Source organism: Cytobacillus sp. FSL R7-0696 (assembly GCF_038006865.1).
Taxonomy (GTDB): domain Bacteria; phylum Bacillota; class Bacilli; order Bacillales; family Cytobacillaceae; genus Cytobacillus; species Cytobacillus kochii.
Genome location: NZ_JBBOWA010000001.1, coordinates 3,567,907 through 3,581,517, shown reverse-complemented (window position 1 = coordinate 3,581,517; position 13,611 = coordinate 3,567,907). Strand labels below are relative to the sequence as shown.

The 13,611-nt window shown below is 35.3% G+C and carries 14 protein-coding genes; all 14 read right to left on the bottom strand.

Annotated features, from left to right (window positions below; all coding sequences use genetic code 11):
* Window positions 1-8: 8 nt before the first annotated feature.
* The gene (locus tag MKX29_RS18505; RefSeq protein ID WP_289434019.1) at window positions 9-584 is read right to left on the bottom strand and encodes an SCO family protein; all 576 of its coding nucleotides are present in this window, start codon (window positions 582-584) and stop codon (window positions 9-11) included.
* A 155-nt stretch (window positions 585-739) separates the two neighbouring features.
* Window positions 740-1,585, bottom strand: coding sequence for a DegV family protein (locus MKX29_RS18500; RefSeq protein ID WP_224937534.1), 846 nt, complete (start codon window positions 1,583-1,585; stop codon window positions 740-742).
* Between the two features lie 308 nt (window positions 1,586-1,893).
* Window positions 1,894-2,148: a DUF2535 family protein gene (locus MKX29_RS18495; RefSeq protein ID WP_095372867.1), complete on the bottom strand. Its 255-nt coding sequence runs from the start codon at window positions 2,146-2,148 to the stop codon at window positions 1,894-1,896.
* 86 nt (window positions 2,149-2,234) lie between these two features.
* The gene (gene tatC, locus MKX29_RS18490) at window positions 2,235-2,978 is read right to left on the bottom strand and encodes a twin-arginine translocase subunit TatC (RefSeq protein ID WP_224937533.1); all 744 of its coding nucleotides are present in this window, start codon (window positions 2,976-2,978) and stop codon (window positions 2,235-2,237) included.
* A 199-nt stretch (window positions 2,979-3,177) separates the two neighbouring features.
* On the bottom strand, window positions 3,178-3,366 hold the full coding sequence (locus MKX29_RS18485; RefSeq protein WP_095372866.1) for a twin-arginine translocase TatA/TatE family subunit: 189 nt from the start codon (window positions 3,364-3,366) through the stop codon (window positions 3,178-3,180).
* 85 nt (window positions 3,367-3,451) lie between these two features.
* The gene (gene ilvA, locus MKX29_RS18480) at window positions 3,452-4,720 is read right to left on the bottom strand and encodes a threonine ammonia-lyase IlvA (protein WP_224937532.1); all 1,269 of its coding nucleotides are present in this window, start codon (window positions 4,718-4,720) and stop codon (window positions 3,452-3,454) included.
* 655 nt (window positions 4,721-5,375) lie between these two features.
* Entirely contained in the window at window positions 5,376-5,861 is a 486-nt protein-coding gene (locus tag MKX29_RS18475) for a dihydrofolate reductase (protein ID WP_095372864.1), read from the bottom strand.
* 133 nt (window positions 5,862-5,994) lie between these two features.
* Window positions 5,995-6,975 carry a thymidylate synthase gene (locus MKX29_RS18470; protein WP_224937531.1) on the bottom strand — a complete coding sequence of 327 codons (981 nt, stop codon included), beginning with the start codon at window positions 6,973-6,975 and terminating at the stop codon, window positions 5,995-5,997.
* A 26-nt stretch (window positions 6,976-7,001) separates the two neighbouring features.
* Window positions 7,002-7,715 (bottom strand): anthrax toxin lethal factor-related metalloendopeptidase, encoded by a 714-nt coding sequence (locus tag MKX29_RS18465; protein ID WP_224937530.1) that lies wholly within the window; start codon window positions 7,713-7,715, stop codon window positions 7,002-7,004.
* 118 nt (window positions 7,716-7,833) lie between these two features.
* Window positions 7,834-8,445 carry a TerD family protein gene (locus MKX29_RS18460; RefSeq protein ID WP_341106976.1) on the bottom strand — a complete coding sequence of 204 codons (612 nt, stop codon included), beginning with the start codon at window positions 8,443-8,445 and terminating at the stop codon, window positions 7,834-7,836.
* Between the two features lie 22 nt (window positions 8,446-8,467).
* Window positions 8,468-9,562: a toxic anion resistance protein gene (locus MKX29_RS18455; protein ID WP_370873270.1), complete on the bottom strand. Its 1,095-nt coding sequence runs from the start codon at window positions 9,560-9,562 to the stop codon at window positions 8,468-8,470.
* Window positions 9,563-9,590: 28 nt separating this feature from the next.
* Entirely contained in the window at window positions 9,591-11,222 is a 1,632-nt protein-coding gene (locus tag MKX29_RS18450) for a YceG family protein (protein WP_341106972.1), read from the bottom strand.
* A gap of 436 nt (window positions 11,223-11,658) precedes the next feature.
* Window positions 11,659-12,504, bottom strand: a complete 846-nt coding sequence (locus MKX29_RS18445) for a hypothetical protein (protein ID WP_289434023.1) — start codon at window positions 12,502-12,504, stop codon at window positions 11,659-11,661.
* Window positions 12,501-13,586 carry a cysteine protease StiP family protein gene (locus MKX29_RS18440; protein WP_341108306.1) on the bottom strand — a complete coding sequence of 362 codons (1,086 nt, stop codon included), beginning with the start codon at window positions 13,584-13,586 and terminating at the stop codon, window positions 12,501-12,503. Before MKX29_RS18440 ends, MKX29_RS18445 begins: the two co-directional genes overlap by 4 nt.
* Between the last annotated feature and the right edge of the window lie 25 nt (window positions 13,587-13,611).

Sequence of the window (13,611 nt, the reverse complement as noted above, 5' to 3'; positions counted from 1 at the left end):
TAATGAAATTATTGTATTTTTTTTATATCGGCAATGATTTCTTCATAAGGAACATCGGATACACCATCATAATCCTTCATAACCACACCATTTTGATCGACTAAATAAATTGAAGTCTGATGAATGACTTGATCATCATTCTTTGGTTTTTTTACTAATGACTTGAAAGAATCAACAGCAAAGCTTTCAATCTCTTCTTGGGTATAGCCCGTTAAAAAGTGCCAGTTTGAAAAGTCTATTTCATAGTTGTTCGCAAAATCTTTTAATGCCTCAGGACTGTCCACAGTTGGATCCACACTAAAAGAAACAAACTCTACATTTTCAATCCCTTCTTCTTTAACCTTATCTTGCAATTGACTCATATTATATGTCATTGGTGGACAGACCGTTTCACAGCTAGTAAAAATAAAATCAGCTATCCAAACTTTCCCTTCTAAATCACTTAAACCTACAGCTTGATTGTCTTGATTAGTATAATTAAAATCTTCCACATCATAGTTTAGTGCATTTTCTATTCCACTTTGGCCACAAGCGGCTAGAATAATTGTAAAAAGACCAATAACCGCGACTAATTTTTTCAACACTGTCACCTGCTTTTATGTATTTATCAATTCAACATTAATGTAACAAACGAAATTGTTTGAATGAAGAAAAAAGTATGACATCTATGTGAACAAAGGAAAATAATGCAAATACCTCTTCTAATAATCGAATAGAAGAGGCATTTACTGCTTAAAGGTTATTCGATGTGATAACAAAAACCAATTGCGCCTTCACCGGTATGGGTACTAATAATTGGTGTTGTATCCTCTATTGTTACATGATTAAATCCTGTTAATTCACTGATTACTTCTTTCAGTTTTCTTGCTAATTCTAACCCACCCGCATGGGTAATTCCTACACTTTTAATCGTCTTTCCTTTTGCATCTTCTACTAATTGTTTGGATAAAAACTTTATCACTTGAGAGTGACTTCGTACCTTTGTTATGGGTGTATACACGCCATCTGCTAAAGAAGCAATCGGTTTAATATTTAATAGAGAGCCGATTAAACCTTTTCCTTTGCCTATTCTTCCACCTTTAATCAGGTTTTCCAAAGTGTCTACAACAACATAAAGTTTCGTATTTTCTTGAATTTCTTGAATTCTCTGGATAATACGCTTGTAATCTTCTCCCTTATCTGCGAGTTCAGCAGCAGCTATGACTTGAAATGCCAACGCTTTTGAAATGAACCGAGAATCAATAACAGTCACATTGGCCTCTGTTATGTCTGCGGCCGTTCGAGCAGAATCAACTGTCCCACTCATTCCTCCAGTCATATGGATAGAAATAATTTCATCGTAACCATCTTTGTTTAGTTGATCATACAATTCTACAAATGTCCCTGTTGCAGGTTGAGAACTTTTAGGAAGCTCATCAGACTGTCGCATTAAATCCAGAAATTCTTGGGGCGTAATATCGACACGGTCCTCATAAGATTGTCCATTAATATTGATTGTTAATGGTACAACAGCTATATCTAACTTTGTAATCATTTCAGCTGATAAGTCAACAGTTGAATCCGTTACAATTTTTATTCTAGTCATTCATTCACGTCCTATCATAGCAATTCAACCTTCATTATACATGTATATCACTACGATTAAAAGATTTATGTTGAAACGTCTTTATACTCTCAAAATTACAATAAAAAAGATTATTACATCTATTTTATGATTTTTTTAGTTAGGTAAACTGGACAAATAATCAATAACAAAACAATAGATTTCAAAATAAATGTTAACAAAAATACATGATTTTGAAAGGCATATTAGCTTTTATATCTATGTGGACCCTCTTTATAACTTTCTCAACTTGTTCACTACACTAAAAAAAGACCCCTTTACGGGATCTATCATGCATTGCTTTTTAATTCTTTTGTTTGAAATACCATCTCAACATCTGACCACTTCATCACACGTTTTAAATACTCTTTAAATGAGTACACAGTTGTCTTACAATGTTCCGTATGATAAATTTTCGTTACAAACTGCTGTAGTCGAATGTGTACTAAGAAAAAACAAGGACTATCCTTATCCACTAAAGGAATCTCTGTAATCTTCACCTTCTGTCCAAATACATTTCTGAACTCTAGGCTTTTACATATCAAAATATCAATCCTCATTTTCACCCGTTTAATCGTATTATACATCATTTCGTTTAATAATTCTTCTAGATTTTTTGCGCTTAATGAAATTATGATGAGGAGCTTTCCAATGCTTCTAATTGTTCTTTCTTTAACTTTCTGCGATAAACGATTTTTGATAAGGTAATACTGATTTCATATAGGACAAGAAGCGGAATACTAACGATAATATCTGACATTAAATCAGGTGGTGAAATAATAACAGAAATCACTACAAGAACAAAATAAGCATATTTCCTGATTTTTGTTAACACGTATGGGTTAATAATCCCGAGGGATGTTAAAAACATCGCCACAACTGGCAATTCAAATAGTATTCCAAAAGGCAACGTCATATGAAATATAAACTGAAAATACTTATCTACCGTAAAACTCATTTCCATCATACCTTCACTTAACCCCGTCAAAAAGTTAAACAATGTAGGCATAATGACAAAATAACCAAAGCTTAGCCCAACTAAAAACAATGCAAAAAGAGCTGGAATGTAAGCTAATGTAACTTTTCTCTCTTTAGGCACAAGTCCAGGTTTAACAAATTGCCATAATTGCAATGCTACAACTGGTATTGTCCCAGCTATGGCAATAACAGAAGCAATCGTAAAATACACCCAAATGATATCACTCGGACCAAGTACAATTAACTGCTCTTTCAAATCACGGACAAACCATTGGTAAATATGATCGACGAACAGAAAACCGACAATAAAAAACAATACAAATGCCACTATACAAAGAATTAACCGCTTTCTTAATTCCTCTAGATGCTCAATATAATTCAATTCTTCTTGTTTCATAACCTACTCCTGCTTCGTTTTCATTTAACCTGTTGAATCTTGCTTCACTTCTGTCCACTATTTAAGACGAACAAAATGGAAAACCCACACAAAAAACGAGAAACATGTGGTTAGGTCAAAAGTAGTTGATTACCTTGACTAATACATGTTTCTAATTTTCACAATTATTCATTTTCATAACTATATGTAGCCCTATCGATTAGGCCTTTTTATTCATTGTCTCTCTCTCAGCATCATCGTCATTGGCTAATTCTTTCGTAGATTTCTTAAACTCTCTTAATGTATCACCAAGCGCGCGACCAATTTCGGGTAATTTCTTTGGACCGAAGATGATGAGTGCCAGCACAAGAATAAGAATAAGTCCTGGAAAACCTATGTTTGAAAACATGAAAAACATCCCCTTAAACTGTTGTTCAAGCCATCCCCATTATAGCGTTATTTTAAAAGAAAAGTCAATTAATTCCTAACAATCATTAGACTAAAAGATGAAACAAATTTTCATCATTGTTAATTTCTTGGTAAGAGAATCCTTTTCTATTCATGCGCTCGATTAAACTATGATTATCACGTCGATTCTTTAGCTCAATACCGACTAGAGCTGGACCACTACCTTTATTGTTCTTCTTTGTATATTCAAATCTTACAATATCATCCGTAGGACCAAGCACCTCATCTAAAAACTCTCGTAATGCCCCTGCTCTTTGTGGAAAATTAACAATAAAATAATACAATAATCCTTCGTACAATAAGGATCGTTCTTTAATTTCCTGCATTCTTTCAATGTCATTATTTCCACCGCTTAAAACACATACAATTGACTTTCCTTTAATCTCCTCTTTATAAAAATCTAAAGCTGCAATTGATAATGCTCCTGCTGGTTCGGCAACAATTGCATGCTCATTGTATAATTCTAATATTGTTGTACAAACTTTTCCTTCTGGGACACTAATAATGTCATCTACATATCGTTTACAAATATCAAATGTCATCTCGCCCACTCTTTTCACTGCTGCACCGTCGATGAATTTATCAATTTCATCTAGAGCCACCACTTGATTTTGTTGAACGGATTCCTTCATCGAAGAAGCTCCTTCAGGCTCGACACCAATCATTTTCGTTAAAGGTGACACACTTTTAATGTACGTGGACAAACCAGACATCAATCCGCCCCCGCCAATACTTGCGAAAACATAATCAATTGGTTCATCGCAATCATGAAGCATTTCAACAGCAATAGTTCCTTGGCCAGCTATCACATGCTCATCTTCAAAGGGATGAATAAATGTGCGACCTTCCTGATTACAGCACGCCTGAGCCTCTGCGAATGAATCATCAAATGTATCGCCTACAAGTATAATTTCAATTGAATCTTTGCCGAATAATTCAACTTGGCTTACCTTCTGTTTAGGTGTAGTTGCCGGCATAAAGATTTTTCCATTAATACCTAATCGATGGCAAGCATAGGCCACCCCTTGTGCATGATTACCTGCACTCGCACAAACAACGCCGTTCTTTATACGTTCCTCTGGTAATGACATCACTGAATAATAGGCACCTCTTAGTTTAAAAGAGCGTACATGTTGCAAATCTTCCCGTTTAATATACACATTGCACTCATATCTTTCAGACAAGCGATTATTTTTTTGCAGCGGTGTATGGGCAACGATATCCTTTAAGTGCTGGTACGCAATCAAGATATCCTCCAATTGCACCATTTTCTCTTTCACTGCTCTCTGTTCCATTTGTCAACTCATCCCTTTTCCTTTTGTAATTTGTACATTATAACATGAGAATAATAGATTGATGCACAATTTTTTAAAAATTCATGTTTTTTTAAAAATGAAAACGGTTACTTTATTTCTGATTTTTCATTTCCAATAAATGGAGGTTTAATCATTTACTTCCTAGAAAAAAATTGATGAGGAGATTATAGTGAATCGGACATAAGACATGGAGTACATACACTTAAAATTGTTACCGACCAATAATGGGTTGCACGCCTTTTTAGAAGTAAAAACTGGATAAACGCTTTTTCAAGTGTGATTTTCTCGTTATTCATGGTATAAGAGCAAATTGGCAATGTCATTTTACGTGCAAGAGTCAGAAGAAAAAAGGAGACAACTGGTACAAATTATTTTTTCTTACAAGAATCACCAGAAAAAAGAAAACTGTAGGCGTACCCACCCATAACACATAATTGTTTTTGGACATTCTTAAATAATCAAAATAAAAGATTGATAGCTTAACGTTTATAGTTACGTCGCATAATGCATTTTCTTACTCCCTGCCTGTTTTAGGGTAGGCAAATAGATAAAGAGCAAACACTTCATAGGAGACCATGAAAAAAACACGAAGCCTCTTCGTGTTTTTAATGACTCCATAAAGAAGCCGTCTATTTTATTTTCTAACATACACTTGAAATTCGTAATCGTAAGCATTTTTTTCGTCTTTGCTTCGTTTCTCGACGGACACTTGTTTCCATTCAGTGAGGTCGAATGATGGAAAGCTTGTGTCACCCTCGATTTCAGCATGAATTTTAGTAATATAGAGCTTATCTGCATAAGGTAAAGTAGATTGATAAATTTGCGCTCCACCAATGACAAAAACTTCCTGCTGTTTTTCTTGACTGTATGTAATTAATTGTTCAATCGAATTTAATACTGTTGCTTGCTCTGGAGAAAAATCTGTATTCCTAGTAATGACAATATTTTCTCTTCCTGGTAGTGGTCTTCCAAGTGAGAGCCATGTTCTTCTCCCCATCGCAACAGGGTGACCTAACGTCGTCTCTTTAAAAAACTGCAAGTCCCCTGGTAAATGCCACGGTAACTGATTATCTTTTCCTATCACTCTATTCTCACTCATTGCCCAAATTAATGAAATCATTTTCATATCCTCCAATCGGCACTAGCAATTAATTATAAGTTTAATATAATTCTCTGCACTTGAAAAGAAAATCCAATAATAAAGCTTCTCAGCAAAAGAAAAGCACTCATACCATGAAGAGTGCTTTTTCTACTTAAACGGCAACTGGGGCTTTAATTGTTGGATGAGGATCATAGCCCTCAATTGCTAAATCTTCCATTTCTATATCAAAAATCGAGGTTTTATTGTTATCAATTCGTAGTTGCGGCAATGCCTTTGGTGTTCTTGATAATTGTTCCTGTACTTGCTCAAGATGATTCGAATAAATATGGGCATCACTGATTGTATGAACAAACTCACCAACCTCTAAACCACACTCATGAGCAATTAAATGAGTGAGTAACGAATAGGAAGCCACATTAAATGGAATCCCTAAGAAGGTATCGCCACTGCGTTGTAATAGATGGCAACTCAACTTTCCATTTATGACATAAAACTGGAACATGGCATGACAAGGAGGTAATGCGGCTTTGCTTCCTTTTCCACCTGCATTGATCACATCTTCAGGATTCCATGCATTCACAATGATTCGTCTTGAGTCAGGGTTATTTTTTATCTGTTCTATCGCATCTTTTAACTGGTCAAGCTCTTCGCCAGTTGAAGCAGTCCAATTTCTCCATTGCTTTCCATATACATTTCCTAAATCTCCGTATTTTTCTGCAAACTCATCGTTAGTAAGGATTCTTTCACAAAACTGTTGTAATTCTTTTTGATAGATTTCATTAAACTCGCTATCAATTAAACAACGTCTACCAAAGTCTGTCATATCAGGACCGTTATATTCATCTGATTCAACCCATTTTTTAAATGCCCATTCATCCCAAATATGGTTATTATGCTGCAATAAATAGCGAATGTTTGTATCACCTTTAATAAACCAGAGTAATTCACTTGCAATTAAACGGAACGGTACACGCTTTGTTGTAAATAATGGGAATCCTTGACTTAAATCGAAACGCATTTGATAGCCAAAAACACTTAAAGTTCCAGTACCAGTACGATCTTGTTTTTTTTGTCCATTTGTTAAAATATGTTGTAGCATGTCTAAATATGCCTGTTCTGGATGTTTCTCCATGATACTCACCTCTTAAACTTTATATCTTAATGATTATGGCCCGCCATTTGTCTAATAAAAGAAAACGTTTTTGGCGCATTTTCATACAAGTAACTTCTCGTTTCTACATTCAAAAAATAAAGGGCAAAACTCTCAGCAAAATATTCTTCGGAAAACGTAGAGAAATAGGAATCATTTGGAAATAATTGTGGTTGCTCTTCTTGCCAAATACGAATAAATTGGCTATTCGAACGGATTTCCTCAAAGATATAACGATCAATGGAATGTGCCAGCTCATGCAATTCCAAATTAACGGAGCCATGGTCCATCCCTTGGTCACTATAGCCTATTTTTACAAGCACTGTTTTCCCTCCACCAATGCCTGGAACTTGATCCCATGTCGTTGATGAAGTATATCCACGTGGAATCATTCCAGTTAGATGTCTTACGCTAGGATTCTCTGTCAACCTGCCTGAAAAAAGCTTAATCTTAATATTTTGATTGTCTATTTTTTGTAATAAGGTAGACGGTAATTGGTCCAAGCGGGATATGATGGCCGCTGCTTCTATTTCATCAAAAGATTCTGTTGGTAATAAGACAATCTCTCCTAACAAATCTTCTGATGTGAGATCCACTGCTTGCTTTAGGTCTGAAGAATATGGATAGTTCTTTAACTGAATCGCACCGATATCGGCTTGTGAACTTCCCATTAATGTTAAGGAAACAACTAAAAATAAGCCTGTAAATATCCACTTTTTCATAGCTGTTCCTCCTTTTTCTATCATTAATCGTATCATTACTAGTCTATTAATTATATCATAGATTTTCATTAAATATAAAAAGGACTAATCAAAGATCAGCCCTTTTAATCTCACACACTTATGAATAAGAACGAACAATATCGCTTAAGCTAGCAGCTTGCGTACCATTCCCTACCGCTGCAAATTTCCAGTCTTGACCATGGCGGTAAATCTCACCAGCAACTAAACTTGTTTTCCCATCATAATTTTCCGTTAAGTTAAAATGAATTAACTCTTGATGGTTATTTGAATTGACAATGCGAATAAAAGCATTCTGAATCATACCAAAATGTTGTTTTCGTTTTACACAATCATAAATATTAACAACAAATACAAGTTTATGGATATGACTTGGAATACGACTCAAATCGATAAGGATTTGTTCATCATCACCATCTCCATCGCCTGTTAAATTATCACCGGTATGTTGAATGCTTCCATCACCACTTTTTAAATTACCAAAATAAATGACATCATTATTGCTACGTAATTTATCGTTATCCCCAAGCAAAATAACCGAAGCGTCACAATCGATATCGACACCCCCACCGCCTCCAAAGAGACCAGCTAATAGTCCACCACTACTTTTTTGCTTTACTGGATCCCATCCTAAACCAACAAGTATTTTTGAAAGACTTGGATTCCCTTTTGTTAAATCTACTCTTTGTCCCTTTTGTAAACTAATCGCCATTGTTTATCTCCCCTTTGTTTTTTTATCTCTTGTTCTTCATATTGCGAAAATTATCTTGCAATTGTTCTAATTTTTTCGTTCCTTCTTCTCTTAATTTGCGATTCTCTTCCTCAATCGACTTTGTTTCTTGCATCCCCTTCATGATGATATCCCAAGACTGTTCAATTGTTTCAATCTTAATACTTGGTCCACCAGCAAGTCTTGCAATGTCTGTACTTTGTTGTGATATATTTTGCGCATTTCTAACTAACATTTCATTTGTTCTGCGATCTAATTCACTCATCGAATCAGCAACGAGCTTTTGCCTTTTCGCTGCCATCGCTTGAATAAGACCATTTTTGAAGATTGGAATCGTCGTCACAAAAGCTGAATTAATTTTCCCAATTAATTTCGTATTCCCTCTTTGAAGCATGCGGATTTGTGGTGCCGTTTGTAATGCAACCATTTTCGCCATTTCTAAATCATACACTCGTTGATCTAATAATTCGACTGCATTTCTTAGAGTATCTAATTGCATAGAGGCCATTTGATCACCTGCAATTGCTTTTTGCTCTAATTGTGGCAATTGATTGGCTTTCAGTTCATCAGATTTCATCTGACCAGCAACAGCATACTGTTCAAGTGAAAGGTAATATTGATAGTTTTCCTCATACATCCTATCTAACGTAGTAGTTGCTTCAACCATTTCATTTTGATATTTAGAGATTTCAACATAAATTTTATCGATTTCCTTGCCCATTGTTTGGTATTTTCCAAACAGCTTTTCAATGAGTTTTTCGCCCTTTTTGAAGAGTTTATCAAAGAAACCTGGCTTTTCTTTCTCAAAATCTTTCGGGTCAAACTGATCCATAATTTTTCCTAGCTGTTTCAATAATTCTCCGGAATCCTCTACTTTTGTTGTTCTCATATTGCCGAGAATTTGATCAGAAAACTTGGATATTTCCTCAGCTGGTTCTTTACCAAATTCTAAAATTTGAATTTGATCGCGCTCGTCTATTGAGGCAGAGAGTTGTTGAACCTCTTTATTTTCTCTTAAAGCTAGTTTAATTTGACTTGCAGATGCTTCTGTTAACTTGTCTTCTGGGTTTGTTGAAATGACATCCAAATTCGTTTGCATACCAGATGAATTCATTTATTTCACTCCTTTATAACTTCTTGAAAATTTTAGTTAGTGCAGATTTTATGAAAGATGGTTCTTTATACTCTAATTCAAAAATGACATCTTCCAACCAATGAACATCATATAAACGCTCATCAATATAATTCTCAATATCATTATGTCCTGCTGGATTATAAACAGTGATATCCACACCGAACTGATTCATTAAAAGTAGCAATACGGCATCATGGCGACTCATTAAGCCATTTAATTCGTTGTTATATAAGATAAGCTTAGGTACATCTTGTGAATAATCAAAACGTTGAATGAGTTGAAGCATCTTAGCTTGGAGTTGCATACTTTGAGCGAAAATATAAACCTTTAAATCTTCTTCAGATTCATTTGCTTGTTTTTTTAATAATGATTTTTCACAAATTTTTCTTATCGCATAGGCTATCCCTTGCTGTAAGCCATTAGGTAAATGCTTGTAAGTCCAAAAATGAGCATTCATCACTTTATCTGGATCAACTAATCCGTCTTGATCAAGTGCATTACGATAATGGTAGCGATAATCGCTGCTCACCCCTTTTGAAAAAGGAAAAGAGCGGATTAAATAACTATGATCGTTTTCCTCAAGTGTGTGAAGCCTTTCCCAGTATTCTTTGCGGTCTCTACTGACACCTTGAATTTTTGCAAATACGTGCGGAATTTTCACAACCTTGCCTGCCACTTCAAAATTAGGGCGAATCATCGCCTTTTCTTTAACAAGTAGAAAAAGTTCATCATAAGTTGTTTTCAACGTAAGCGACGCGGGCAAATATTCTCGTAATTGCCATGGCTTAAAAATACCTGATCCATCTTGATTAAGTATTGATTCTATTTCTTTTGATGCACGATAGGCAACGGTCGATTTTCTTCGTCGCTTTTCAGTTGGAAAAGGTTCAGCCTCATTCTTATTTTGAAAATGATGCACCGGAGTATTTGCCCAATCTAATTGAAACGAGGCAAACGCATCTTCTCCACTAGGTGATATGTAAATCACATCACAACCGAGCGAAAGTAAATAGTAAATAAAGTAAGCATGCGTTTTTTTATAAGGTCCATACCAAATAAATTTCGGGAGCTTTACTGTTAAATCAGCGTTGGTTAAGCTTTCTCCCAAATGGTTATGAGACCATTTAATAAGATCTGTTAAGATTCTACGCAAATCATTATGCTTAAGCCCACCTTCCTCTTTATCAGAGAAAAGTTGTAATGTTTCCATTAATGCTTCGCGGATTTTACGCTGAATAGCTGGTAGTTCTGAACGAAGTAGTAATCCTTCCCCATCTAAAAATGCCACAAATCGATTAATTGAAAGCTGCTGATCTCTATGGATATTAATAACCTTTTGAATAGACTTAAAATGTTCATTATTCATCGATTTGTCTAAATGGTCTTCACCGATTACTGAAATATCGAACGTTGGATCATGAGCTAGGTCAAACAGTTCATTATAATAGGCATCCTCGTCTAATGGTACACCTAATAACCGGAGAAAGATTTGATTATAAGTAAGTGTACGATTGGCCACCTCATACATCGGCCTTTCATTTAGTGGCGTTTTTAATGCTTCTTTATACCCTTCATATGTAACTGCCATTCGGATATTTTTCACATGACTATGAGTGACATTCATTGACTGATCCCTTCCCTTTAATACATTCGTCTTACAGGTTCAATTTGTATATATATTGTTGTTTTAGAAACAATGATTATAAACACGTATCCATTTCATCTTAACATAATTAGTTACGATATGAAGCTATTGAATAAGGGCTTCTGCCATTTTCACCATTTACTGTGGTTATGCATATAGTTGCATTACTAAGGATACCTGTATTTGCTTCAAACGAAAGGATAAATGTAATCAAAGGATGGATTAAAAATGAGAATGTTAGCGAAGCGTTCCAAGTTACCTAATATCGATTCAGAATTAAAAATACTAGAACAAACTTTAAATTCCTCAATATTTATAATGCTTGATTTACTCTTTTTGGCAGCCTTTCTTTCATTATTCACCTATACAGTTCACCAGTCCATTTTCTACACGAGCATGATCTTTATTTTCTTTATCACAGCTGGATTGGTTGTATTTTCTGTTGTAAATCGGATCTTTCGCTCTGGTCCGCAGGATTGGTAACTGTCTGAAGTATTTTAGTAAGGAATTCTTCTGTTGCCAGCATCCCTTTTTCCTTTGTTAACCAATGAGAAGACTTTTTTAAATGTTGAGCCAGTTCTCCATGAGCAGGAACAAATGATTCATCACAAATTTTTAAAAAGTCATAATCTAATAATGAATCTCCTGCACCGAATAAATATTGGGCCCCTTCATTTTCTACGATATACTGTAGTGCCCTACCTTTGCTAATCGCATTGGGTATAAAATATAATTTTCTACCTTGCAAAGAAATACGCCATCCAAGCCCTTCTGCAGTTAGGCGTATTTCAGCCAATTGGCAATCTGACAATGTTTCCATTAGCACATAGTAGAAAAACCAACCATCTGCTTCACGCAATCTACCCTCTATCTTAAATGGGAATAAATGATTCAATAGCTTCTCTTTCGTTCCACTCTTATCATAGACTTCTCGCTTGATACTTTCTTCCCAATTAAGCAAAGGCTGACCATTATATAGAATTTGTGCGCCATTGGCAACAACTGCATAACGATGGCTAAAAGGAAATTCAATCCGCTCAAATTGTTGCCGTGTTCGTGTAGTAATTGGCACGAACAGAAGGGTATTGCGAATTTGTTGTAATAATTTTATGGCACGATCACTCATCACAGATAAAGCTTTATTATTTTTATATTCAACAACGGTTGCAGTTTTACTTGGAATTTCTTCCAATTGCGATATCGCTGTCTCTGAATAGATTAATGTCCGATCTAAATCTGAGGCAAAAATTCCTCCTCTCATTGGATAACCTTCTTAATTAGCCCACAACATGTATAGCTCATTTGTGGATAATGAACCAATTCAATCTTTCTCTCCTCAGCAAGTGCAAACAAATGCTTTAGATAAGGACTCTTTTTATCTTTAATCAGTATTTTCCAAGGTACCCTTCTTAAAGCTACTCTCGTCGTTTCACCTACACCTGGTTTAACGAAATGAGAAGATTCGATCCCGAACTCCTTTTGGATTCTTAGTATTTCATTCATACCTGAAAAGGTCGCTCCGTAATTTCCATCCACTATTTTACTTGCTTCCTGCTTTGCTATAGAAACAACTTTTTGAAATTGTTGAGTTATTGTGTCTAAATAGATGTTTGATAAATCCTCATCAATCATATGATGATAATATTTCGCCCCATGAAAATCCTTTTCACCAATCCATTGATTATTTAAGACCGTCCTGCTGACAAGTCCAGAGACAGTCGAATTTAAGCAAGCACTCGGAATTAAAAAGTCTTCCCTCGTTCCAAATACGGTTGTACAATGGCCAGGGTCAGCTAAAACAGCCAATGTATCATCAATTTTCACCCCATATTTATGAAAGAATAAGTGGCATGCATTTGTTAATTCTATCGAAATGGCACCTTTTCCTGTCCAACCGTCTACGAATTGAATCATTCCCTTTGAATGTTTTTCTAAAATATAGTGAAGGGCATTTTCATCGATTCCTCTATCTCTAATAATAGAAATACTATAATGTGGCAAATCTACATGGTATTTAAAAAACAAATATCTTTTGATTAAAATGCCTATTGGTGTACCTGCTCTCGCTAGTGAAACCAAAACTGTCTGTTTGCCTTTAGCTGCATAAATCTGTTCTGCTACAACCGCTATACTTAAAGACACTTTCTCTTTAAATTCGTCTAAAGAACGAAAGAAAAGATCGATATACGCTTTTGGTGGCTGGTATTCTATTGGTAAGGTTTCACTATAATGAGCACCTGATTGAATGGCGTGTTCTCTGTTTTCTGTTGTATCTTCTAAACGGATATGACTTAAATCCTTTAAAAGAAAGGTGACCTCTCTCGGGTCATATGACCCAAACATAGGCTGCCTGGCGACAATAGTCAAA